The organism is Gilliamella sp. wkB195 (genome assembly GCF_001690445.1).
GTDB lineage: Bacteria > Pseudomonadota > Gammaproteobacteria > Enterobacterales > Orbaceae > Gilliamella > Gilliamella apicola_E.
On the sequence record NZ_LZGP01000011.1, the window covers coordinates 336769 to 362063 of the forward strand.

At 33.6% G+C, this 25295-nt stretch carries 19 protein-coding genes; 6 read left to right on the plus strand and 13 right to left on the minus strand.

Going from position 1 to position 25295, the window contains the following annotated elements:
* Window positions 1-27 precede the first annotated feature (27 nt).
* From lptD to sppA, 5 genes are all read left to right on the plus strand, one after another.
* Entirely contained in the window at window positions 28-2415 is a 2388-nt protein-coding gene (gene lptD / locus A9G08_RS03645; RefSeq protein ID WP_065562370.1) for an LPS assembly protein LptD, read from the plus strand.
* A 62-nt stretch (window positions 2416-2477) separates the two neighbouring features.
* The gene (gene surA, locus A9G08_RS03650; RefSeq protein ID WP_065562371.1) at window positions 2478-3791 is read left to right on the plus strand and encodes a peptidylprolyl isomerase SurA; all 1314 of its coding nucleotides are present in this window, start codon (window positions 2478-2480) and stop codon (window positions 3789-3791) included.
* The gene (rsmA, locus tag A9G08_RS03655) at window positions 3784-4581 is read left to right on the plus strand and encodes a 16S rRNA (adenine(1518)-N(6)/adenine(1519)-N(6))-dimethyltransferase RsmA (protein WP_065562372.1); all 798 of its coding nucleotides are present in this window, start codon (window positions 3784-3786) and stop codon (window positions 4579-4581) included. The genes surA and rsmA overlap by 8 nt, the downstream gene beginning before the upstream one ends.
* A 4-nt stretch (window positions 4582-4585) precedes the next feature.
* Window positions 4586-5398, plus strand: a complete 813-nt coding sequence (gene apaH / locus A9G08_RS03660; protein ID WP_065562373.1) for a bis(5'-nucleosyl)-tetraphosphatase (symmetrical) ApaH — start codon at window positions 4586-4588, stop codon at window positions 5396-5398.
* A gap of 32 nt (window positions 5399-5430) precedes the next feature.
* The gene (sppA, locus tag A9G08_RS03665) at window positions 5431-7248 is read left to right on the plus strand and encodes a signal peptide peptidase SppA (protein ID WP_065562374.1); all 1818 of its coding nucleotides are present in this window, start codon (window positions 5431-5433) and stop codon (window positions 7246-7248) included.
* 27 nt (window positions 7249-7275) lie between these two features.
* Here sppA and A9G08_RS03670 read toward each other — a convergent pair whose 3' ends face one another.
* The 4 genes from A9G08_RS03670 to moaC form a co-directional block, all read right to left on the minus strand.
* Window positions 7276-9090 carry a sulfatase-like hydrolase/transferase gene (locus A9G08_RS03670; RefSeq protein WP_065562375.1) on the minus strand — a complete coding sequence of 605 codons (1815 nt, stop codon included), beginning with the start codon at window positions 9088-9090 and terminating at the stop codon, window positions 7276-7278.
* Window positions 9091-9282: 192 nt separating this feature from the next.
* Window positions 9283-9726 (minus strand): molybdopterin synthase catalytic subunit MoaE, encoded by a 444-nt coding sequence (gene moaE / locus A9G08_RS03675; RefSeq protein ID WP_255305717.1) that lies wholly within the window; start codon window positions 9724-9726, stop codon window positions 9283-9285.
* A gap of 4 nt (window positions 9727-9730) precedes the next feature.
* Window positions 9731-9976, minus strand: a complete 246-nt coding sequence (moaD, locus tag A9G08_RS03680; protein ID WP_065562377.1) for a molybdopterin synthase sulfur carrier subunit — start codon at window positions 9974-9976, stop codon at window positions 9731-9733.
* Between the two features lie 4 nt (window positions 9977-9980).
* Window positions 9981-10466 carry a cyclic pyranopterin monophosphate synthase MoaC gene (gene moaC / locus A9G08_RS03685; RefSeq protein WP_065562378.1) on the minus strand — a complete coding sequence of 162 codons (486 nt, stop codon included), beginning with the start codon at window positions 10464-10466 and terminating at the stop codon, window positions 9981-9983.
* Window positions 10467-10653: 187 nt separating this feature from the next.
* On the opposite strand from moaC, the gene priA reads away from it, so the two are divergent.
* On the plus strand, window positions 10654-12816 hold the full coding sequence (priA, locus tag A9G08_RS03690) for a primosomal protein N' (protein WP_065562379.1): 2163 nt from the start codon (window positions 10654-10656) through the stop codon (window positions 12814-12816).
* 44 nt (window positions 12817-12860) lie between these two features.
* Here priA and A9G08_RS03695 read toward each other — a convergent pair whose 3' ends face one another.
* The 9 genes from A9G08_RS03695 to bamA form a co-directional block, all read right to left on the minus strand.
* The gene (locus tag A9G08_RS03695; RefSeq protein WP_065562380.1) at window positions 12861-13160 is read right to left on the minus strand and encodes a ComEA family DNA-binding protein; all 300 of its coding nucleotides are present in this window, start codon (window positions 13158-13160) and stop codon (window positions 12861-12863) included.
* Window positions 13161-13312: 152 nt separating this feature from the next.
* On the minus strand, window positions 13313-15187 hold the full coding sequence (locus A9G08_RS03700) for a SurA N-terminal domain-containing protein (RefSeq protein ID WP_065562381.1): 1875 nt from the start codon (window positions 15185-15187) through the stop codon (window positions 13313-13315).
* Between the two features lie 126 nt (window positions 15188-15313).
* Window positions 15314-17749 carry an endopeptidase La gene (gene lon / locus A9G08_RS03705; RefSeq protein WP_065562382.1) on the minus strand — a complete coding sequence of 812 codons (2436 nt, stop codon included), beginning with the start codon at window positions 17747-17749 and terminating at the stop codon, window positions 15314-15316.
* 162 nt (window positions 17750-17911) lie between these two features.
* Window positions 17912-19177, minus strand: a complete 1266-nt coding sequence (gene clpX / locus A9G08_RS03710; protein WP_065562383.1) for an ATP-dependent protease ATP-binding subunit ClpX — start codon at window positions 19175-19177, stop codon at window positions 17912-17914.
* Between the two features lie 19 nt (window positions 19178-19196).
* Entirely contained in the window at window positions 19197-19799 is a 603-nt protein-coding gene (clpP, locus tag A9G08_RS03715; RefSeq protein ID WP_304363924.1) for an ATP-dependent Clp endopeptidase proteolytic subunit ClpP, read from the minus strand.
* 92 nt (window positions 19800-19891) lie between these two features.
* Window positions 19892-21193 (minus strand): trigger factor, encoded by a 1302-nt coding sequence (gene tig, locus A9G08_RS03720; protein ID WP_065562385.1) that lies wholly within the window; start codon window positions 21191-21193, stop codon window positions 19892-19894.
* 105 nt (window positions 21194-21298) lie between these two features.
* Complete coding sequence (gene lpxD, locus A9G08_RS03725; RefSeq protein WP_065562386.1) at window positions 21299-22327, minus strand: UDP-3-O-(3-hydroxymyristoyl)glucosamine N-acyltransferase; 1029 nt, start codon at window positions 22325-22327, stop codon at window positions 21299-21301.
* The gene (locus A9G08_RS03730) at window positions 22327-22815 is read right to left on the minus strand and encodes an OmpH family outer membrane protein (RefSeq protein ID WP_065562387.1); all 489 of its coding nucleotides are present in this window, start codon (window positions 22813-22815) and stop codon (window positions 22327-22329) included. Before A9G08_RS03730 ends, lpxD begins: the two co-directional genes overlap by 1 nt.
* A 41-nt stretch (window positions 22816-22856) precedes the next feature.
* Window positions 22857-25280, minus strand: coding sequence for an outer membrane protein assembly factor BamA (bamA, locus tag A9G08_RS03735; protein ID WP_065562388.1), 2424 nt, complete (start codon window positions 25278-25280; stop codon window positions 22857-22859).
* Window positions 25281-25295 lie beyond the last annotated feature (15 nt).

The window sequence follows — 25295 nt, forward strand, 5'->3', positions numbered from 1 at the left end:
ATAATCATAATCATATTCTAATCATTAATGAAAAAATTATCGCTTTCTCGTATTGCTATAGCTGTAGCATTTTCTTTGTACAATTATAGCAGCCCAAGTTATGCAATAGATTTACCAAAAAATGACACTACTAATCCGCAGTGTCTTGTTGGTGTACCTAAATTTGAGCGACCAATTGTTAATGGAGATATAAATACATTACCTATTAATACAGATGCAGATGAGTTTGAAGGAATTTATCCTAATTTAGCTATTTATAAAGGTCGTGTTTATGTAGAGCAAGGCAATCGTACAGTTTTAGCTGATAAAGTGACGATTGACTCAAAAGATGCAAATAATCGGATGGTTACACTCGATGGTGATATCACTTATCAAGATAATATAATACAAACCAAAGGTAACCACGCATCAATGAATCTAAACAGCAATGATGCAAATATGAATCCAAGTGAGTATCAATTAGTTAATAGACTTGGGCGAGGTGAAGCCGATGAAATCAAACTTGAAAAGAATCGCTATGTAGTTCTCAAAAATGGTAGTTTTACCTCCTGTCCTGTAGGTGATAGTGCTTGGAATATTAAAGGTTCAACAATTATTCACGATAATGAAGAACAGTTGTTAGAAGTTTGGAATGCGGTATTTAGAATAGAGAACGTACCTGTTCTTTACTCACCTTATTTACAATTGCCTACAGGCAATAAAAGACGATCAGGGTTGTTAATTCCTAATTTCGGTTACGATAGTGTTGATGGTATTGATTTTTCATTACCGTATTATTGGAACATTGCGCCAAATTATGATGCAACTATAACACCGCGAATACTACAACACCGTGGTGTACAATTACAAACTGAGTTTCGCTACTTGAATCAATTAGGATTAGGGACTTTCGCTTTTGACTGGTTACAGCATGATAATCAATACAGTGACGATAGAAAAAAATCAACAAATGGCAACAGATACGATAACAATCATAATCGATGGTTATTCTATTGGAAAAACGACGAATTAATTAACTACAATTGGCGTTTTATAGCTGATACTACACGAGTCAGTGACAATCAATATTTAACAGATCTCAGTTCTAAATATGCATCTCAAACAGCTGGATATCTGACTCAGTTTTATAAATTAGCATACAATGATGAAAATTGGGATGTTGCTTTAGGTTACAAACATTTTCAACCATTTCACTATGATATTCTTTACCAAACTCAGCCTCAATTAGATATCAACTATTATAACTACGAGCTGGGACCATTAAAATTTAAGACTTTTTCACAACTTTCTCATTTTATAAATTCAACAGATAATGAACCCGAAGCTTGGCGAGTCCATATAGAACCAACTATCAATTATACAGTTACAAATTCTTGGGCAAATTTATCTGCAGAAACTGGTTTTATGGCAACTCATTACAACCAGAAAAACATATTTAAATATAATAATAATCTTGAACACATAAAAGAAGGGATAAAGTTAGATCGCACTGTAAATCGTTTTATACCGAAATTTAGTATTGATGGTAAAGTAATTTTTGAAAGAGACTTTGATCTAATCGATGGGTATAGCCAAACACTCGAACCTAGAGTGAAATATACTTATAACCCTTATCGTAACCAATCAAATATTGGAAATTACGATTCCACACTCTTACAAGCTGATTATATTGGTTTATTTAGAGATCAAACATATAGTGGTTTAGACCGTATTGCATCGACAAATAAACTTTCAACGGGTGTAACTACACGTTTTTATGATAGTAACAAAGTTGAAAAATTTAATATGTCCTTAGGGCAAATTACCTATTTTACAAAATCTAAAACCGGTGATCACAATAATGAATTAGATAAAAATTCTGATACAGGTAGTGTCACTTGGGCAACAGATAATTTCTGGCGAATTAGTGACGATATTATTTTCCGAAGCGGGATTCAATACGACACCCGTATCGATACTATTTCGCTAGCCAATACAACGTTTGAATATCGACCATCGGGTGACAAATTAATTCAATTATCTTATCGTTATGCCAATCGTAACTATATTGACACTGTAGATGACAGGTATAAGTATTCCGCATATAAAGGTTACAAACAAGATCTTTCTCAAGCCGGTATTATGGTTAGTTGGCCACTATCTGAAAAAGTGAGTGCTGTGGGATCTTATTATTATGATATTAAGCAAAAACAGATTTCAGACAGTTTTATTGGGGTAAATTATAGCGACTGCTGTTGGGGAGTAACCGTACAATATGGACGCAAATTAACCGACTGGGATAACACAGAACATATAAGTAAATATAAAAACAAACTGTCAATTAACTTTGAACTTAAAGGTTTAGGAAGTAATCGTGACACGCAAGCCAAAATGTTAAACTTTGGTAAATTACCTTATACAACAACATTTGAATAAACATACTAATAAATTTATTGTGGTAAATTTAATACCGCAACAACATAATGAGTTGAGTAAATATGAAATTATTAAAACTTTTTATTGCATTAAACTTGAGTGTTAATTTAGTGCTCTTTACACCTTTTTCAGCAAATGCAGCTCCCAAAGTGGTAGAACAGGTTGCAGCTGTTGTGAATAACAACGTCATTTTAGAAAGTGATGTTAGTGACATGCTCAAAACGATTAAAGCGAGCGCCGATCCTAAATCTTTACCTAATGATAAAATACTTAGAAAACAAATTATTGATCGCCTTGTTGTTGAAAAATTAATTTTACAAAGAGCGGCTAAAGCAAAAATTACTATTAGTGATGATGAAGTTACCGCCGCAATCGATAGAATAGCTGCTGAAAATGGTATGACAATAGATCAACTAAGAAGCAGATTATCAACTATGGGCATGAGCTATAGCACTTATCGTGATCGTATTCATACTGATATGCTAATAGAACAAGCGCGCTTGCATGAAGTTCGACCTAGAATCAAAGTCTCTAACAGAGAAGTAGAACATTTAACCAAAACAATAGCTAACCAACCAACTAACAATATTGATGTTAAAATTAGTCATATTCTCATTACTATTCCAGAAAAAGCGTCTAAACAACAAGTTGATAGTGCTACCAATAAAGCGATGGACATCATCAATCGTGCAAAAAAAGGGGAAAATTTTGCTAAATTAGCCGCGTCATACTCAAATGATGATCTTGCTTTAAAAGGTGGATCAATGGGCTGGAAAAAGTTAAATGAGTTACCTACTATTTTTGAGGAACGACTAATTCGAGCGCCAAAAGGAAGTATTATAGGACCAATTCGCTCTGGAGTTGGGATTCACATATTAAAAGTTGACGATAACCGTTCTGAAACACCACAAAAAATTACACTTCAAGAAGTTAATGCTCGTCATATTTTAATTAAAACCAACGTATTAGTTACCGATCAGGTGGCTAAACAAAAATTAATTAACATTCGCAAAGCCATTACCAGCGGAGCAACAACTTTTGCTGCAGCAGCAAAAGCTAACTCAGAAGACACAGGTTCAAAAGATAGTGGTGGTAATTTAGGATGGAATAGGCCAGAAGTTTATGATGAAGGTTTCAGGACTGCATTATCACAATTGAAAAAGGGTGAAATCAGTCAACCAATAAAATCATCTTATGGTTGGCATATAATCCAACTAATTGATACCAGACAAACTGACGGTACAAACTTAGTTAAAAAAGATCAAGCTTATCGTATGATTTTCAATAGAAAATTTGCTGAAGAAGCACAAGTTTGGATTCAAGAGTTAAAAGGTGATGCATATATCAAAATTACAGGTGAAGGTAAGAATGAATAATCGTGTTCATCAAGGTCATTTTGCCCGTAAACGATTTGGTCAAAACTTTCTACATGATAATTATATTATTGAAAGTATTGTGGCAGCCATACAACCTAAGAAAGGAGAAGCACTGGTTGAAATAGGACCAGGGCTTGCCGCATTGACAGTACCTGTAAGTAAATTGGTAGATCATTTAACTGTTATTGAGATTGATAGAGATTTAGCTAGCCGATTAGTTGAGAATCCTTTTTTACAAAATAAAATCAGTGTGATTGAACAAGACGCACTAAATTTTGATTTCAACAAATTGTCCGATACATTAGGTCAACCTCTGAGAGTTTTTGGTAATTTACCTTATAATATTTCAACACCATTGATGTTTCACTTATTCGAATATGCACCAATCATTACTGATATGCATTTTATGCTGCAAAAAGAGGTTGTTACTCGTTTAGTTGCTGCACCTAACAGCAAAAGTTATGGTCGATTGAGTGTTATGGCACAATACTACTGCCAAATCATCCCTGTTTTAGAAGTACCACCTACAGCTTTTAAACCAGCACCTAAAGTTGATTCAGCTGTAGTTAAACTAATACCTTACAAAGAAAAGCCCTATTTAGTTAATGATATTAAAGTACTATCACGTATTACTACCGAAGCTTTTAACCAAAGACGTAAAACAATTCGTAATAGCTTAAGTAATTTATTTAACAGTGAGCAAATAGATGAATTAGGTATTGACCCGAATTTACGTGCGGAAAATTTGACAGTACAACAATATTGTCTATTAGCAAACGCTTGGAAATAACCTTATGGCAAATCTAATAATTGGTGATATTCACGGCTGTTATGATGAGTTTATGCGACTATTAGAGAAAGCTGATTTTTCATCATCAGATACCTTATGGCTTACTGGAGATTTAGTTGCTAGAGGACCAAAATCACTTGAAGTTCTTAGATTTGTAAAACAAAACAGCGAACAAATAAGATTAGTTTTAGGTAACCACGACTTACATTTACTATCAATTTACGCCAATGTTACACCATCAAAAAAGAAGGATAATCTTGACGAACTCATCCACGCTGATGATTTCGATGAACTAATGAATTGGTTGCGTAAACAACCATTAATTCAAATAGATGAAAAATTAAAACTTATTATGACTCATGCCGGAATATCTCCACAATGGGATCTTGAAACATTGAAAAAATGTGCTAATGATCTTCATCAGGTTTTAAGTAGTGACTCATATCCCCTCTTTCTTGACAAAATGTATGGTAACTTTCCTGATGAATGGTCATATGAATTACAAGGGTTAGATCGATTACGCTTCATTGCTAATGCTTTAACAAGAATGCGTTACTGTTACGAAGATGGACGGCTTGATTTTTATTGTAAAGATCAACCAGATGAGGCTCCATCGAAACTTAAACCATGGTTTTCATTACCAAGTAAAATTCCATCAGAATATAGTATTGCTTTTGGTCATTGGGCAGCATTGAATGGAAAAGGAACACCTGAAAATATTTACGCACTCGATACAGGGTGCTGTTGGGGTGGCAAATTAACATGTTTACGATTTGAAGATAAAAAATATTTCAAAAAGAAGAACATGAAAAATTAAAAATAAAAGAATAATTAAAGGGTTATTTTATTATGTCTGTACTAACTGTTATAAAAGCAATATGGAAAGGTATCAATTTAATTAGAGAAATATTTCTTAACCTAATTTTCTTAATCATAATCCTATTGATCTTTAGTGGTATTGCATTATTTAAAGAATCACAAAAGCAAGACATCATTCCTCAATATGGCACATTAGTTATAAATCTTGAAGGCGTTATTGTCGACAACTCGCTTTATAGTGATGAATTGTATGAAATACAAAATAAATTATATGGTAAAAGAGTAAATCTATCACGCGAAAATAGTTTATTCGATTTAGTGCAAAAAATATCACAAGCTACATCAGATCCTAATATAAATAACATAGTCCTAAAATTGGACAACTTTGTCGGAGCAGACTTAAGTTCTTTGCAATATCTTGGTAAATATTTAAACAAATTCAAAGAGGCAAATAAGCCTATTTACGCTATCGGTTCAAGCTTCAATCAAAGCCAATATTATTTGGCCACTTATGCTAATAAAATCTATTTAACTCCATTAGGTGCAGTTAATGTTTTTGGATTATCCGCCAATAATTTGTACTACAAAACATTACTAGACAACTTAAAGATTAATACTCATGTTTTTCGTGTAGGAACTTATAAATCAGCTATTGAGCCATTTATCAGAGATAATATGTCAGAAGAAGCAAGAAGTAACACATCTCGATGGTTAAACTTAATGTGGAATAACTACCTTAATGACATTTCTGCAGAACGCAAAAAAGCACCAACACAACTAGTTCCCCCAACTGGTAAAATGTTATCAGAACTAAAATCTGCTAATGGTAATATGGCCCAATACGCTTTAGCAAACGGTTTAATTGATGCTATAAGTGATGAATTTGATTTTGAACTTGAACATAAAATAAAGCAAAAAGTCAGTATCTATGATTATAGACTTAAGGAAGATGCTGAAGAATCAAATAAAGAACCCAAAATAGCTATTATTTTTGTGAATGGAACTATTACTAACGGCGCAAATAGCAGTAATGTAGCTGGTAGCCAAGATATTGTTAAACAATTAAGAGATATTCGTAATAAATTACAAAGTAATAACATACAGGCTATCGTACTCAGAGTAAATAGTCCAGGAGGAAGTGTCGAAGCTTCAGAAGCAATTCGCAGTGAACTAGAAACTTTACGTCGTTACCAAATCCCGGTTGTTGTTTCTATGGGTGGTATGGCTGCTTCTGGAGGATACTGGATATCAACTGCATCTGATTATATTATCGCTAGTCCGAATACGATTACAGGTTCTATAGGTATTTTTGGCATTTTACCAACCTTTGAAAACTCACTTTCTCATATTGGTGTTTATAACGATGGGGTTTCAACCTCACCATTGGCAAATAACAGCCTAACTCAAAATTTATCCGATGAAATGAATCAATTCATTCAACTGAATATTGATAATGGTTACTTGAATTTCATCTCTTTGGTAGCAAAAGCTCGTAATATGACGCCAGAACAAGTAGATCATATAGCTCAAGGGCAAGTTTGGCTCGGCTCCGAAGGAAGTAAAAATGGCTTAGTGGATAAATTAGGGGATTTTGACGATGCGGTTGACATGGCTGCAACATTAGCCAATATTTCTAATTATAAAATAGATTGGCAAAAGCCTGAAGGAAGCTGGTTCAATGCACTTTACTCAGATATGCTTGCTATGATGCCAAAATCAACAGCAGAGGTATTTTTTGAGCATATCCCAGAAGTAAAACAAATCAAGCAGCAAGTTTCACTATGGGATAAGTTCCAAGATTCACAAAACCGTTATATCTACTGTCTAAACTGTGCTGATGTTCGATAATAAAAATCCACCTTACGGTGGATTTTTTTATTTTTGTGCCTGGAAAAAATAACGCATATTATTCATTGCCGACTGGATCGTTTTATAATCAGGTGTCTTATCGACCTGATTATTATGGCAATCAAAATAGTGGCTTATACCAAGACGATTAACAAAATAGATGTTATCTGTGGTCCGAACTGCATAAGAACTATAATTTGACATTAATAGCCAATCTCGATCGATTATTGGGCTAAATAAATCATAACCTGTCGAATAATCTGAAATATCATTTTCCACATGCAAATAATGTCGCATTATTGTTGGAACGACATCTTCATGGCTGGTAAATTTATTTATATTATCTGTGATATATTTAAGATCTTTTGCTCCAACTATGATAAAAGGCACTTTAGTTTGAGCATCAGTATAGTTACCATTATGTCCCCAAAAACCCAGTTTATTGTCATTCATTTCTTGTGAATGGTCACCGGTTATAAAAATTAACGTATTATCTAGCGAGCCTGATCGTTCAAGTTCATCATAGACCTTTTGAAGCAAATAATCATCATAGTTGACACTTTGTTTATAACGATTAAAAATGGGAACAGGATCTGTATCATTGCTTAATGCCATATAATTTAGCTCGCCAATTGGGTTGAATTTAACTTCAAAATAATTAGGAAAATCATAAGCATGTGGTGCATCAAAAAATAAAAATGAAAAACTTGGTTTAGATGTATCTCTACTCTTATACCAGTTTAGCCAATCATCAGTTAACTGTTTATCTCGACTCGATGCAGATCCATCTTTACTACTAATTCTTAAGTTTTTAATGGTTAAAAATGCCGTACGATCGAATTCTGGCGCAGTAACTTTGGCTGAAGTAAATATACCTATATTATAATTTTCTTTTTGCAATGTTGTTACGAATAACGAGGGAACTCTATTTCTTAAAAAAGCATCCCAATACGTGCCGGGGATACCATAAAAAAGTCCAAAAATACCAGTTCGAGTTGCATTCCCTGTTGAGTAATGATTATTAAAAATTATTCCATTATTCTGTTTCACAAAATGGTAAGTATTGGGTGAAATTTCTTGACTAAAAGTATCATAACGCCAAGAATCTAAGACAATAAACATAATATTGGGTGTTGTAGTATTATGAGGGTTAATCATCAGCTCATTTTTAGGATAATAGATAGTTGCGTGTTGGTTCTCCTTTTCTATAAGTGTCTTACGTTGCCCTGATTTATCAAACAATCCCATTATCTTTTTCGAGGTAAATGGACGATATAATGGAATATATTCTTTAACAATCATGATGGGGGAATAGGCATAATAAAACGCAACCATATGGATTAAATGGCTAATAAAAAAACAACCGAAAAGAAATACTGTCGATACGATTAATATTCTTGAACGTTTTTGGCTAAATTTTTTATCTAACAAATAAAGAATTAAATATTCTGCTTCAAAAGATACTAATATTAACAAAAACATCAAAACATAAGTGATCGTTGAAAAATCGACAACTTGCCCCGAGAAAACCATTGATAGCACAGATTCATTGATATGAAATCGATACTGCTGAAAAACAATAGTATCAACATACAGCACAATCTGTAACAAACTAAATAAAGCAGCTAAACAAATATTACTCAACGTTCTCTTCACCCAAATAAACGGAAAACATAAAATAAAAAGTAATAAATAAACAGAGAAAAAATGGCCTAACACAGCAAATAGAGAAAAAAAACTTCCATCCCAACTAAACGATGAACCCGGCACCCAAAAATATCGGATAGTAATGATAGACGAAATAAAAATATTTATTAATACGAACGAATAGAGTTTTTTCATATAGCTCCACGAGCAATAGGATTAAAAATTTTTAATAATAGCGATTTTTCTACTTAAAATTAGTACTTTCCTCAAAATTTTTAACAAAAAAAGATAAATATGAAGAGATTAATATAAGCTTAACAAAAAAGGCTCATTTTTGAGCCTCTGAAGACATTTTGATGATGAAATCTATTATAGACTAAATAAATATTAATACCATTTCTTCAATGCATTTATATCCGATTGCTTGGCTTCTACCCAATTTTCGCCACTAGAGGTCTGTTCCTTCTTCCAAAATGGAGCCTCATTTTTTAGTACATCCATAATAAACTCCGCAGAAGCAAAAGCATCACTGCGGTGTGCTGCACTAACACCAACAAAAACAATACTTTCATTTGCATAAATTTGACCGACACGATGGACTATTGCAACACGATTAATCGACCATCTATCTCTGGCTTGATTAATAATATTGCACAGCACCTTTTCAGTCATTTCTGCATAATGCTCTAACGTTAAACTTATAACTTGGTTTTCAAAACTACGCACCTTCCCCATAAAAGTCACTACAGCACCATCTATAGGCGATTGATAAAGCCAAGTTATTAATGAATTCACATCAATGGGAGATTGGTTAACCTGAATAATGTTCACGCTGTTAACCACCTGTAACTGGAGGGAAAAAAGCAATTTCATCACCCTTTTGAATGACATAGTTATAGTCAACTAAAGTCTGATTAACTGCACATAATACTGTTTTTTCTTTTAAAGCTAATACCCACTTATCACCACGCAAACTAAGGTGATCTAAAAGTTGATTTATTGACATTTGCTCTACCGATAATTCAAGTTTTTCAACCCCAATTAATTCTCTAATTTGTGCAAAAAAAATAATTTTGTTCATAGTATCACTGCTCTGCCGCATTAAATTCGCCCGATTTACCACCAATTTTATTCAGTAACCGAACTTGATTAATAACCATATCTTTTTGGTTAGCTTTACACATATCATATATCGTTAATGCAGCAACTGAAGCAGCAACTAAGGCCTCCATTTCGACACCTGTTTGGCCCCTTAGCCGACAAATTGTTTCAATCCTAATGCTGTGATTTTCAAATACAGGTTCAATATTGACTTCAATTTTACTTAGAAGTAGTGGATGGCAAAGTGGAATCAAATCCCATGTTCGTTTAGCCGCTTGAATACCGGCAATTCTTGCAGTTGCAAAAACATCACCTTTATGATGTTTCCCTTCAATAATTAGGTTAAATGTTTCAGCATTCATTAATACTATTGACTCGGCTCGAGCTTCTCGTAAAGTTAACTTTTTTTCAGAAACATCAACCATATGTGCATCACCATGTTGATTAATGTGTGAAAATGATGCTGACATTTTTAACTACCTTTAAATATTATGCTTTAACTTGCTGTTCAAGATAACAAATTTTGTTTATGGATACTACTATATATAAATAAAGTTTTTAGATAGTTAACTCAAAAATAATTAATTTCTCTATGTAACTTTTGCGAGTTAAATAAAATCTGCGTACAATATCAATTTTTAATAATAGTGATTGTTAATGCTGATTGCCCATGTAGCCTTACCGGTACCCCTTTATCGACTGTTTGATTACAAACTAACAGTACCTGCTGAAATTGGTGCGCGGGTTAGAGTGCCTTTTGGTAAAAGGGAAATGATTGGAATAATCATTAAAATTGATCAGCAATCGACCTTTGATAGCGAAAATATAAAATCAATTACCGCAATTATTGATACCAAAAACCCCTTTCCTCAACCAATTTGGAAGTTATTGAATTGGGCAACAAGTTATTATCACTTTCCAATTGGCGAAGTCATATTTCATGCCATGCCAGTTCTATTAAGGCAAGGTCGTCAAGCTATCAAGGATGATATAAAACAGTGGCAATTAACACCTTTAGGGCAACAAATTGATTTAAACTTATTATCACGTACACCAAAACAAAAGTTATTATTATCTTCACTTAGAAACAACTGTTTAAATGAAGACAAATTTAGTTCAAATTTATATCAAGAATTACAAAAAAAACAGCTTATAGAGTTAGTTTATCAACAACCTGACAATATTTGCTGGCAAACAAATTACTCGACCAACCCAACATCGATCCAATTAAATGATGAACAATCTAATGCCATAGAGACTATTAATAAACAGAATAAACAATTTGGTGTATTTTTGCTTGATGGTATAACTGGCTCAGGAAAGACTGAAGTTTATTTAAATATAATTGCAGATGTTTTATCACAAGGTAAGCAAGCTTTAGTTTTAGTTCCTGAAATTGGTTTAACACCTCAAACAATAAAGCGTTTTAAACAGCGCTTTAATGCCCCGATTGATATTTTACATTCAGGCTTAACAGACAAGGAACGTTTAGATGTTTGGTTAAGAAGTAAAGAGGGTGAAAATGCCATTGTCGTAGGTACTCGTTCTTCACTTTTTACTCCCTTTAAAGATTTAGGTATCATTATTATCGACGAAGAACATGATAGTTCTTACAAACAACAGGAAGGATGGCGTTATAATGCTAGAGATCTAGCAATTATCCGAGCTAGAATTGAAAATATACCTATAGTTTTAGGTTCCGCAACGCCTTCTCTTGAATCGATTAATAATGCACAAACTCATAAGTACCAGCACCTCAAGCTTACTCAAAGAGCGGGTAACGCCCAATTAGCCAAACAATCTATTTTAGATATTCGCGGCATGGCTTTAGCTTCAGGTTTATCTCAACCACTTATAGAAAAAATAAAAACGCATTTAAATAACAATAACCAAGTGATGTTATTTCTTAACCGTAGAGGGTTCGCACCATTAATAATTTGCCATGATTGTGGTTGGATAGCAGAATGCCCACGTTGTGATCGCCCTTATACTTATCATAAAAAGCAGAATAAACTGAATTGTCATTATTGTGATACGCCAAGAGAAGTACCTAAACAGTGCCCTAAGTGTGGTTCGACCCAGCTACTACCAATTGGATTTGGGACGGAGCAACTTGAAAAACAACTCAATATTCTGTTCCCAAATATAAAAGTTACTCGTATTGATCGCGACACGATCACTAAAAAAGAAGCATTGAATACCTATTTAAATGATATTCATAAAGGCGGAGCTCATATTTTAGTCGGTACACAAATATTGGCTAAAGGTCATCACTTTCCTGATGTGACCTTAGTTGGCATAATTGATGTTGATGGCGCCTTATTTTCAAGTGATTTCAGAGCAACTGAAAGATTTGCTCAGATTTATACTCAAGTATCAGGCCGAGCTGGTCGTGAAACAAAAGCTGGCGAAGTGATTCTACAAACCTATCATCCAAAGCACCCTTTATTAAATACTTTATTAAATGAAGGTTATCAGGCATTTGCAAAACAAACATTAATTGAACGTCAACAAACTTTACTGCCACCATTTAGCTATCAAGTGTTAATTCGTGCTGCTGACCGTAATAATTTACAGGCACCAAAATTTTTACAGCGTATCCATGATTGGTTAAAGTCTAATTATGACCATAACTTATGGCAACTTGGTCCAATGCCTGCTAGTCAACCTAAAAAAGCGGGTTATAATCGTTGGCAATTATTGTTACAACATACGAACAGACAATTATTACAACAAATATTAGATAATCTTATAGCTGAACAGTGGAGTGAAGCATCAAACGTAAGATGGAGTATTGACGTTGATCCAATTGATAATTAAAAATATCTTCCAACAGATAGATTATCTGTTGGAAGGTAGAATATTTATAAAGTGATTTTTCCTATATTTTTATCCAGCGTTGCTTGACCAATACCAGAAACTTCCTTTAATTGTTCTATAGAAACAAAAGGACCAAATTTTTCTCGATACTCAATAATTTTCTTAGCCTTACTCATCCCAATACCCGTTAATACTTTACTTAGCTCTTCAGCTGTTGCCGTATTAATATTGACTTGTACAATTTGCTCTTCTTTTTTAGTGACTTCTGTTTTCGAATCAGCAAAACTCACTGTTGAAAAAAGTAAAGATGAAAATAAAAGGCATAATAGTGTAAAAATTCTCATGTAAATTAACTCCAAAATAATTATGCAACTAAATTTGCTTCATAACTATCTCATGGAATTAATTTTCTAAATTTTAATATTCATAAAAATGTGAAAAGCCACCAAAGTGGCTTCTCTTTTTTTGATTTATCACCAAAATTTTTCGATCTTTATCACAAATTTGCATCAGGCATGATTTCAATCTTCGCTTTAGAACGAATATCATCAGCAAAGTAATAATGAGTATCAGCTATAGATAATGGTAATAATTCGGCAGAAATATCTTGATATTCTTTAGGCGTATCAACATCAGTTATGACGACAATATAAGCGGTATTATCCTCTAAAAATTCCGCATTAAAACGATTAGATTTTCGCCCGGAAATTGATGGTTCTAAATTAAAGACCATATCTACGACTTTTTTGTCTAAATCTGTCGAATCTCTATGTAAAACATATTTATTACTAAAGCTTATTTTATCTGATTTTCCAGTAGTATTTAACTCATTTAAAAGATTTTCAACATTAGCTTTAAAACGATTCTCAGAGATGTCTTTAGATAGTTTTCTATTAATGTCTTCTTTAACCTCATCAAAAGGAGCTACCCCTTCGGGGCGATAGTCAGTAACTTGAACAATAAAATCATAACTACCATTAGATCTTTCAACAGGAATTAAGTCTGATATATTAAGAGTCGATTGTCCATTAGCGATCATTTCTTCGCTAAAGACTAAATCACTAATTTCAGGATGAATCATGATTGTAGATATCTCTTTATAACTTGTCCAATCAGTTGTTTGAACTGGAAGACCTGTTTTTTCAGATAACTCTTCAATAGATTTAGGCGATTGAGATAAGGCATTTTTCATTTTATCTTCAATAGCATTAAATTCATTTTGTAATTTTTGTTTGTATAAATTCTCGTAAATTAAAATTGAAGCATAATCAAAATCCATAGTCTTTGATGGTACCAGACCATCAAGTTTAATTATGATAAAGCCATCATCAGTAGGAATTGGTTTTGAAATTTGGTTAACTTTTTTCAAGTTTGCTTTTTTAAAGAACTCAGGCAGAGAATCATCATCAACAAACCAACCTAAAGAACCATTTTTACCATAAGCTGAAATATTATTATTATTTTGATTTAGACTTTCAGCTATATTTTGAAAATTTGCGCCTGAAGATAACTCTTTAACGATCTTGTCTGCTTGCTCTTTGTCTGTAACAAAAATAGCACTAAACTCTTTTTTTGCTGGATAAGAATATTTTTTTAAATTTTGTTCATATTCTTTTTTGATATCATCATCAGTTACCTTAATGGTTTTAGCGATGTCATCTTTTGAATTATAGATATATTTTAATTTTACTCGATCTTTCTTTAAAAATTCATTTTGATGTTCATCATAATACTTTCTTTCATCTTCTTCAGTGATATTAACATCTTTCATATCATCTATAGATGAGTCAACTTTAGCCGCATAAATTTTTCTAGTTTGATTTTGTAACAAGTTGATTTCAGAATCAGAAGGTAAAACAAAACTAGTTTTTACTAATGCATCAATAACTTGTTCTTGTTGTAATGATGTTTTTAATATTTCAGCATAACTATCAGGAGTAAAACCGTTTTCAGCAAGTAGATTTAAATAATTTTGATTATCAAATTTACCATTTACAAAAAATACTTTTTGCTTTTTAATGAAATTTTTTACCCGTTCATTACTAATTGCTGCATGAATTTTTTGTGAAAATTGATAAGCTAAATAGTTATCTATTTGCTGAGCTAAAACACTTCGTCGGACCATTTTAATAAACGAAGCATCACCACCCTTGATATTATTTAATTGTTGTTTTACTTGAGTCTCAAATTGAGCTCGACCGATACCTTCTCCATCAACTTTAGCAATATATAATTGCTCATCATTTACATTTCTACTACTGCCACCAAAGCCTAAGAATCCAACACCAGTAAAAATAAAACATAAAATAATAATAGCAAAGATTATTTTAACAACAAGACTGTTTGCAGCTGTTCTAATTTTTTCCATCATAGCTTGTCATTCTCCATATACCTGAATTTTAATTTCGCAAGTATATCATATTTGCCAAAATTGGCTATTATCTAATTAAAAGTCAAAAAAAAGCCAACATAAGGTTGGCTTTTTGATTTTTTTATTTTAGTTCAATCGAGTTGAAATATTTGCTGTATTTTTAATTTTTTTAACAGATTTTTTAACTGGTGACTTTATTTGAACTTTTTCCTTAACTGGCTCAATACCAAATGGATTATTTTGCAATGCAATCGTCAATACGTCATCTATCCATTTAACAGGTTTTATATCAATTTCAGCTTTAACATTTGCTGGAATTTCTTCGAGATCTTTAACATTATCAATAGGAATTATAGCTGTTTTTATACCACCTCGGTGAGCAGCCAATAATTTCTCTTTTAATCCACCAATTGGTAATACTTCACCTCGTAGAGTAATTTCACCTGTCATGGCAACATCAGCACGAACAGGGTTACCCGTTAAAGTAGATACTAATGAAGTACACATTGCAATGCCTGCACTTGGACCATCTTTCGGTGTAGCACCATCAGGAACATGCACATGTATATCACGCTTTTCATAAAAATCGCTATTAATGCCCAATTTTTCAGCGCGCGAACGAACAACCGTAAGTGCTGTTTGAATGGATTCTTGCATAACGTCACCAAGTGAGCCGGTATAAGTTAATTTTCCTTTACCAACAACACTCATTGATTCAATGGTTAGCAAATCACCACCAACTTCTGTCCATGCTAGACCATTCACTTGACCGATCCGGTTTTCACTTTCGGATTTACCATAATCAAAACGCTGTACACCCAAGTAATCTTTTAAGTTAGTTTGAGTTACACTTACTTTACGTAAACGCTTGTTTAAAGCCAATTGTTTAACAACCTTACGGCAAATTTTAGCAATTTCTCTTTCTAAGCTTCGGACACCAGCTTCACGAGTGTAATAGCGAATAATGCCAATTACAGCTGAATCATCAATATCAATTTCATTTGCTTTTAGGCCATTATTAGCAATCTGTTTAGCGATTAAATGTTGTTTAGCAATGTTCAATTTTTCGTCTTCGGTATAACCAGATAGCCGAATAACTTCCATTCTATCAAGTAGTGGTGCTGGAATATTCATTGAATTAGCTGTCGCAACAAACATTACATCAGATAAATCATAATCCACTTCTAAATAATGGTCATTAAATGCATTATTTTGTTCAGGATCCAGAACTTCCAATAATGCCGATGCAGGATCACCACGCATATCAGAAGCCATCTTGTCAATTTCATCTAATAAAAATAGCGGGTTTTTTACACCAACCTTTACCATACGCTGAATTAATTTACCTGGCATTGAACCAATGTAGGTTCTTCGGTGTCCTCGTATTTCGGCTTCATCACGCACACCACCTAAAGCCATACGAACATATTGTCTTCCCGTAGCTTTAGCAATAGATTGACCTAATGATGTTTTACCAACACCTGGCGGCCCGACTAAGCATAAAATTGGGCCTTTAACTTTATTTACTCGACTTTGTACGGCCAAATACTCTAAAATTCGGTCTTTTACGCGATCCAACCCATAATGATCTTTATCTAAAACTTTTTGTGCAGAATTGATATCTTTTTTTACTTTACTGCGTTTATTCCAAGGAACTTGTAACATCCAATCAATATATCCGCGAACAACAGTTGCTTCGGCAGACATAGCGGGCATCATCTTAAGCTTATTAAGCTCAGATAGTGTTTTTTCCTTTGCCTCTTTTGGCATTTTTGCTTTAGTAATTTTTGAGTTTAGCTCTTCAAATTCATCAGGTTTATTATCTATATCACCTAGCTCTTTATGAATAGCTTTGATCTGTTCATTTAGATAATATTCCTTTTGCGCTTTTTCCATTTGTTGTTTGACGCGTTGACGGATGTTTTTTTCAACTTGCAACAAGTCAATTTCTGATTCCATTAATGAAATAAGCAACTCGAAACGTTTTTCTAAATCAGCAGTAACTAAAATCTCTTGTTTTTGTTCAACTTTTATATATAAGGTAGCAGCTATGGAATCTGCCAATTGAGATGATTCTTTAATTAAATGAATAGAATCAACAACCTCTTGAGTGACTTTTTTATTAAGTTTCGCATAATCATCAAAATTTGATAATAAGACTCTTATCATCGCTTGACTAATACTATCTGCTTTTTTAGGTTCTTTTAGTGGCTTAATATTTGCGATTAAAAAATCTTCTTCTTTTCGCTCAATAATATCAACAATTTTAGCTCGCGCGACACCCTCAACCAGAACTTTAACTGTACCGTCAGGTAATTGAAGTAATTGTAAAACATTGGCTATAGTACCAACTTCATACAAATCCTCTACATCAGGTTCATCTTGTGAAGGATATTTTTGTGTTACAAGAAAAACTTGTTTATCCATCTCCATTGCACTTTCCAAACAACGGATTGATTTATTACGACCAACGAAGAGAGGAATTACCATATGTGGAAATACAACAACATCACGCAATGGTAAAATAGGCATAATCATTTGTTTAGTTTGTTTTGTCTTCATTTTATTCTCTCGGTAGTACAAACTTATCTGTCTTATATTGGGGTGATTTTAAGATATTCAAGCTTATCCTGTTTTAAATACGTAGTACAATAAATGTACATACGTATTTCATTTTTTACATAAATGCTACTTACCAATTTGAATAGGATAATTGCTTATCTATTATGCAGATAGTTCTGTATCTTCACGAAAAATCAATTTAGGTGATTGCAAATGATTTACCGTATCTTTCTCAATAAGTACTTTTTTGACGTTTTGCATTGATGGTAAATCATACATTGTATCTAACAGTATATTTTCGACAATTGAACGTAATCCTCGAGCACCTGTTTTACGTTTCATCGCTTTAATTGCAATGGCATCTAAAGCTTCTTTAGTAAATTCCAGTTCTACACCATCCAATTCTAATAACGCATTAAACTGCTTGGTCAAAGCATTTTTGGGTTCAGTTAGGATATTAACTAAAGCATCTTTATCTAGCTCTGATAACGTTCCAATAACAGGTAATCTACCAATAAATTCAGGTATAAGACCAAATTTGACCAAATCTTCAGCCTCAATTTGAGCTAATAACTCAGATTCTGTCGCTTTATTTTTAGTGCTTTTTACATCAGCACCGAAACCAATACCTGTATTGGTTGACACCCTATTTTCAATAACTTTATCTAATCCACTAAATGCGCCTCCACAAATAAAGAGGATTTTAGAAGTATCAACTTGTAAAAACTCTTGTTGAGGATGCTTACGTCCGCCTTTAGGAGGAACAGATGCAACAGTACCTTCAATAATCTTTAATAAGGCCTGCTGAACTCCTTCACCAGAAACATCTCGCGTGATAGATGGATTATCTGATTTTCTAGAAATCTTATCAATTTCATCAACATAAATAATCCCTCGTTGCGCTTTTTCTACATCATAATCACAACTTTGTAATAATTTCTGAATAATATTTTCTACATCTTCACCAACATATCCAGCCTCAGTCAATGTAGTTGCATCAGCCATGGCAAAAGGGACATCAAGAAAACGCGCTAATGTTTCAGCTAATAATGTTTTACCACTACCCGTAGGACCAATTAATAAAATATTACTTTTACCTAATTCAACATCACTACGGTTAGAATAGCTACGTAAACGTTTATAATGATTATAAACTGCAACTGATAATACTTTTTTAGCCCGCTCCTGACCAATAACATATTCATCAAGGTGAGCTCGTATTTCATGCGGTGTCGGTAATGGTTTACTAATAAATTCTTCATGTGAAAGAAAACTTTTCGTTTCTTCTTTTAGAATATCATTACATAGTCCAATACATTCATTACAAATATAAATAGATGATGGCCCAGCAATTAGCTTACGGACTTCATGTTCACTTTTGCCACAAAAAGTACAATAGAGTAATTTTTCTGAGTTTTCTTTATCCACTTTCTTTACCTATTTATTATTAAGAGCGTTTACTGTATATGGCGTCAACTAATCCATATTCAACTGCTTTTTCTGCTGACATAAAGTTATCACGATCTGTATCTTTTTCAATTACACTAATATCCTGACCAGTATGCATTGATAAAATATTATTTAATCGGCTTTTAACCTGTAATATTTCTTGAGCATGAATTTGAATATCTGACGCTTGTCCTTGAAAACCACCTAATGGTTGATGGATCATGACGCGTGCATTAGGCAGGCAAAAACGTTTACCTTTAGTACCAGCAGTTAAAAGTAATGAGCCCATTGAACACGCTTGTCCAAGACAAATAGTACTAACATCTGGTCGAATAAATTGCATCGTGTCATAAATAGCCATACCAGCAGTCACTACGCCACCAGGAGAATTGATATATAAATGGATATCTTTTTCAGGATTTTCAGCTTCAAGAAAAAGCATCTGAGCAATAATCAAATTTGCCATATTGTCTTCAACTTGCCCAGTTAAAAATATAATTCTTTCTTTTAATAATCGTGAGTAAATATCATAAGCTCTCTCGCCACGAGAACTTTGCTCAACAACCATTGGAATCACACTCATGTATGGTTCTAAAGGCATTTTCATCTCCTAATTAAACAAAATAGCCCAAACAATTGATCCTTATTTGGGCTTATGATGAATTTTAATTAATTAAAGTGACAAGCTGCTTATTAAGCAACTTGTTGATTCATTAATTCTGAGAATGAACAAGTCTTATCTGTTATTTTTGCGCTAGCTAATAATAAATCAACTACTTGATCTTCTAGTGCAACAGAACGGATATTATCCATTGCTTTCTTATCTTTACGATAATAATCAACCACTTCTTTAGGATCTTCATAAGCAGTCGCTATTTCATCAATTAAAGATTGTACTTTTGCTTCGTCAGCCTTTAACTTGTTACTTTCAATAATTTCGCTAAATAGTAGTCCTACTAACACACGGCGTTTTGCTTCTGCTTCGAATAACTCTTTAGGTAAATCCATTGATTGTTTAACATTACCACCAAAACGAGTTAACGCTTGTTGACGTAAGACATCAATTTCGCGATCAATTAAAGCAGATGGAACTTCAATATCATTATTTTTTACTAAACCATCAATGACTTGTGTTTTGATTTTATTGCGAATTGTTGCATTAAGTTCACGTTGCATATTTTTACGTACTTCTGCTCGTAAACTTTCAACTGTGCCATCTGCAATACCAAATCTTTTCACTACTTCTTCAGTTAGTTCTGGTAACTCAAGCTCTTCAACTTTTTTAAGTGAAGCTGAAAATACTGCTGGTTTACCTTTTAAATTCTCAGCATGATAATCTTCTGGGAATGTAACATTAATATCAAATTCATCTCCAGCTTTGTGACCGATGATTGCATCTTCAAAACCAGGGATCATTCGACCTTGTCCTAATACAAGTGCAAAATCATCAGCTTTACCGCCTTCAAATTCAGCGCCATCGACTTTACCTAAAAAGTCAAGTGTGACACGATTTTGTTCTTTTGCTGTCTTTTTAACTGCTTTCCAAGTACCTTGTTGTTTGCGTAAGGTTTCAATCATTGTTTCCACATCAGCATCAACAACTTCAGCTACTGGTTTTTCAACTTCAATTTTCTCTAAATCTTTGATTTTAATTTCAGGATAAACTTCAAATTCAACAGTGAAAGTATAATCTTCACCATTTTTATATTCAGTTGGAATATATGTTGGCGCACCAGCTGGATTTAATTTTTCTTGGATAATTGCATCGATGAAATTACGTTGCATCAAATCACTTAAAGCGTCTTGTAAAATAGAAGCACCATAGCGTTGTTCAACAATTTTTAAAGGTACTTTTCCTTTACGGAAACCATCAATACGAACTTTCTTTGCTGTATTGATAAGTTCTTTATCAACTGCTTTGGTAATATCTTCTGATTTAATTGTAATTGATAAACGACGGCCTAAACCTTCTGTTGTTTCTACCGAAACTTGCATCTTTATACCTCGGAATTATTGAATATATTTGCTCATAATTATAAATTGATTAATTGAGCTAATTAAATTTATAAAATAGGGAAGCATTATACCGACCGTAATCGTCTACGTCGAGACATTTAATAGCTTCTTCTCAAGTGCTTTCAAACGTTTATTCATTTCATCAATATGTAAAACTAATGAAGCTGTTTTACGCCATACTTTATTTTGTTGTAATGGAATACCCGATGAATATACACCCGGCTCAGTAATTGGTCTCATAACCATACCCATTCCAGTCACAGTTACTTGATCACAAATTTCCATATGGCCGTTAATAACACTCGCACCACCAATTAGGCAATGGCGTCCAATCTTTAAACTACCAGCCATAATAACACCACCAGCAACAGCAGTATGATCACCAATAACATCGTTGTGCGCAATTTGACATTGATTATCAATAATGACGCCATTACCGATGACAGTATCATCTAAAGCACCACGATCGATTGTTGTTGATGAGCCAATTTCAACGTTATTACCAATTACTACCCGGCCAAGCTGAGGGATTTTTATCCATTTACCTTTATCATTTGCATAACCAAATCCATCTGCACCTATTACTGTTCCTGATTGGATCAAACAGTTTTCACCAATAATACAGTTATGGTAGATAGATACATTAGACCATATTTTTGTGCCTGCACCGATTTGAGTATCTTTCCCAATAAAACAGCCAGCACCAATACAACAGTTATCACCAAGATTTACACCACTTTCTATAACAGCATTTGGACCAATTGAGACATTTTGTCCAAGCTTAGCAGTAGAATCAATTACCGCAGATTGCGCGATTCCTTTAGCTGGTAACGGTGTCGTATCTAAAAGTTGTGCTAATTTTGCATAAGTAAGATAAGGATCTTTAACAATCAAAGCAGCCCCATTCCAATATTTAAGGCTATCTTCTGTCATAACAACTGCTGAAGCGTTACAAGTTAATAAATTGTTTTGGAATTTTTTATCCGACAAAAAAGTGATTTGACCTTTTGTGGCACTTTTCATTGATGCTATACCGGTGATAGTTAATTCACCATCACCATGTAATGTAGCATCAAGTTTGTCAGCTAATTGCTCTAAACGAAAAGCAAACATTATTTTTTAACCTTCTCCAAAACTTTGTCAGTAATATCAACAGCGTCTGAAGCATATAAAACCGTATCGACTCTTAAAATAAGATCATATTTTTCTTCAGCAACGATGGTTTTGACTGCTTCTTGAATTTTAGTTAGTAATTTACCAGCTTCTTTTGTTTCGCTTTCACGATATTCATTTGCGAAAGCTGTGGCTTTATTCTGAAAATCTGCAATAGTTTTATTTAACTTAGTTTTTTCAGAAGATGACAAAGTTAGTCCTTCTTTCTTTAAACGTGCAGCAGCTGCATCAGCAATTTTTTCTTCTTTTTCTAATGCTTTTGCTCTTGCTTCAAATTTTTGGTTCAATTCTTTACCGATCGCTTCTCGTTCTGGCATACGATCCATTACGGATTTAATATCGATAACACCAATTTTAGTTTCAGCGTTTGCAAAGCCTGTAAAAAGTAGAGCAATACTGATGCCAATAACAGATATAATTTTTTTCACTTTATTCACCTATGTGTATTTTAGTTATTAACAACATGGCATTACCATGTTGAACCTATATTAAATTGGAACTGCTGAGCTGAATCACCCTTATATTTCTTTAACGGCTGTGCATAAGAAAATACCAGTGGCCCTAATGGCGACATCCATTGAACAGCAAGACCAGCAGACATTCTAATATCAGATGGGGAACTATAATCTGGAATATTTTTGCCTTTTAGATCCCATTCGGTATCCCAAACCGTTCCTGCATCAAAAAATACTGATGTTCTAATACTATCTGCATACTTTTCACTTGCAAATGGTGTGGGGACTATTAGCTCCGTACTTCCGAATGCTAACGCATTACCACCTATTGCATCTTTAGAACTAGTACATTGAGCTGTATCACCTAAGGTTTTACATCCGGGTGTATTAAAGTATACTGCTTTAGGGCCGACAGTATTTGTTTTAAAGCCACGCAATACAGTTGAGCCACCTGCATAGAAATTCTCATAGAATGGTAATTCTTTTCCGCCAAATCCACCACCATAACCTAATCGTCCACGAGCTAAAAATACCCATTTATGGTCGTTATCAATTGGATAATAATAAGAAGCATCACTAACCATTTTATAGAATCTATTGTCAAATACTGGCGCTGTCGCTTTCAAACTAGCGGTAAGTTTTAACCCATCTGTTGGGAAATAGCCGCGATTTAACGAGTTATATGTCCAATAGGCGTTCAATAACAAATCATTGGTGTCATATGAATAAGACTTATCTTTATTTGTCATATTTTCACCCATTGATTCAAAATAGCGCCACATATTATACTGAGGTTTCATATCAGTTAATTTATGATTAGCGTATTCTGTGCCAAAACGAACAAAGTTATTTTCACTAATCGGGAAGCCGAGGTCTAAATTAGCCCCCCAAGTTTTACTTGAATACTCAGATTCATCATCATCACTATCAGTTTTATAAGTATTGTAGTAAACGCTACCACCTAAACTAACACCATCAACAGTAAAATAAGGATTAACAATCGAAACAGATGCACTTTTATCACTACTGGTTGTATTAATATCAAATGAAACGCTATTCCCCGTTCCTAACCAGTTATCTTGAGAAATTCCGGCATTAAAACTTATACCACTGTCTGAGCCAATACCCACGCCAAATTTAATACTACCCGTATTACGTTCAGCTACTTTATAAATAATATCAACTTGATCATCAATGCCAGGAACTCGTTCAGTATTCGCTTCAACGCTTTCAAAGAACCCTAATCGATTTAGACGTTCTTTACCTAGTTCAACCAAACCATTACTCAACCATGAGCCTTCCATTTGACGAAGCTCACGACGAACCACACTTTCACTTGTAATTGTATTGCCGACAATTTTAATATTGCGTACGTAAAAACGTTGCCCTACATCAACTAATACTACCAATTTAACAGTATGTGATGAGTCATCCATTTCAGGCTGAATAGCTACTTGAGGATAAGCATAGCCAAAATTAGCCAGCAATCGCTTAATATTATCCTCAATATCAGTTATTTTTTTACCATTATAAAGTTCACCTACAGTAAGCTTTTCTTTGGCTAATTTTTGTATTGCCTCTTCATGCCCAGCAAAGTTACCTTTAAAATCAAAATCGGCTAACTTATATTGTTCACCTTCATGAATATTAATAGTAACATAAATCCCTTTTTTATCTGGCGTTAAGCTAACTTGTGTAGACTCAATATTAAATCGAGCATAACCTCGATTTAAGTAAAAACTTTGCAACTCATCTAAGTCCGATGCCAATTTTTGCTTTTGATATTTGCGATCACCAAGCATATTCCACCAAGGCACATCATCACGTAATGAAAAACGTGAAATAAGCTCTTCAGATGAAAAAGCTTTTGCACCCACGATATTGATTTGATCTATTAAAGCAGATTTACCTTCAGCAATAACTAATTTTAAATCAACGCGATTTCGGGATAGTGGTGTTACGACGGCTTTGATTTGAGCATTATATTTACCAACACTATAGTAAAAATCTTCTAGACCTTTCTCGATTCCTGAAAGCATTGTACGATCTAATGCATCGCCTTCACGAATACCGGTACTATCTAAATTCTTTTTCAACATGTCGTCTTTGACAGATTTGTTACCAGAAAAGGTAATACTTGCTATAGTTGGGCGTTCTTGGACATGGATAATTAATCTATCGCCATCACGAGAAACAGTAATATCATCAAAATTACCGCTGGCGTAAAGTGATTTGATAATGCGACCTAAATCAGATTCATTTACATAGTCACCGACTTGAACAGGCATTTCAAGCATCGCAGCACCGATTGTAACTCGTTGCAAACCTTCAAACTTGATGTCCCTAACCACAAAATCATCAACACAAAATGCATTGGAACTATATACTGCTGTGCTACTAAACAGCAAAGATGCTATAAGTAATTTATTTATTTTCATCGTATATATTTATAA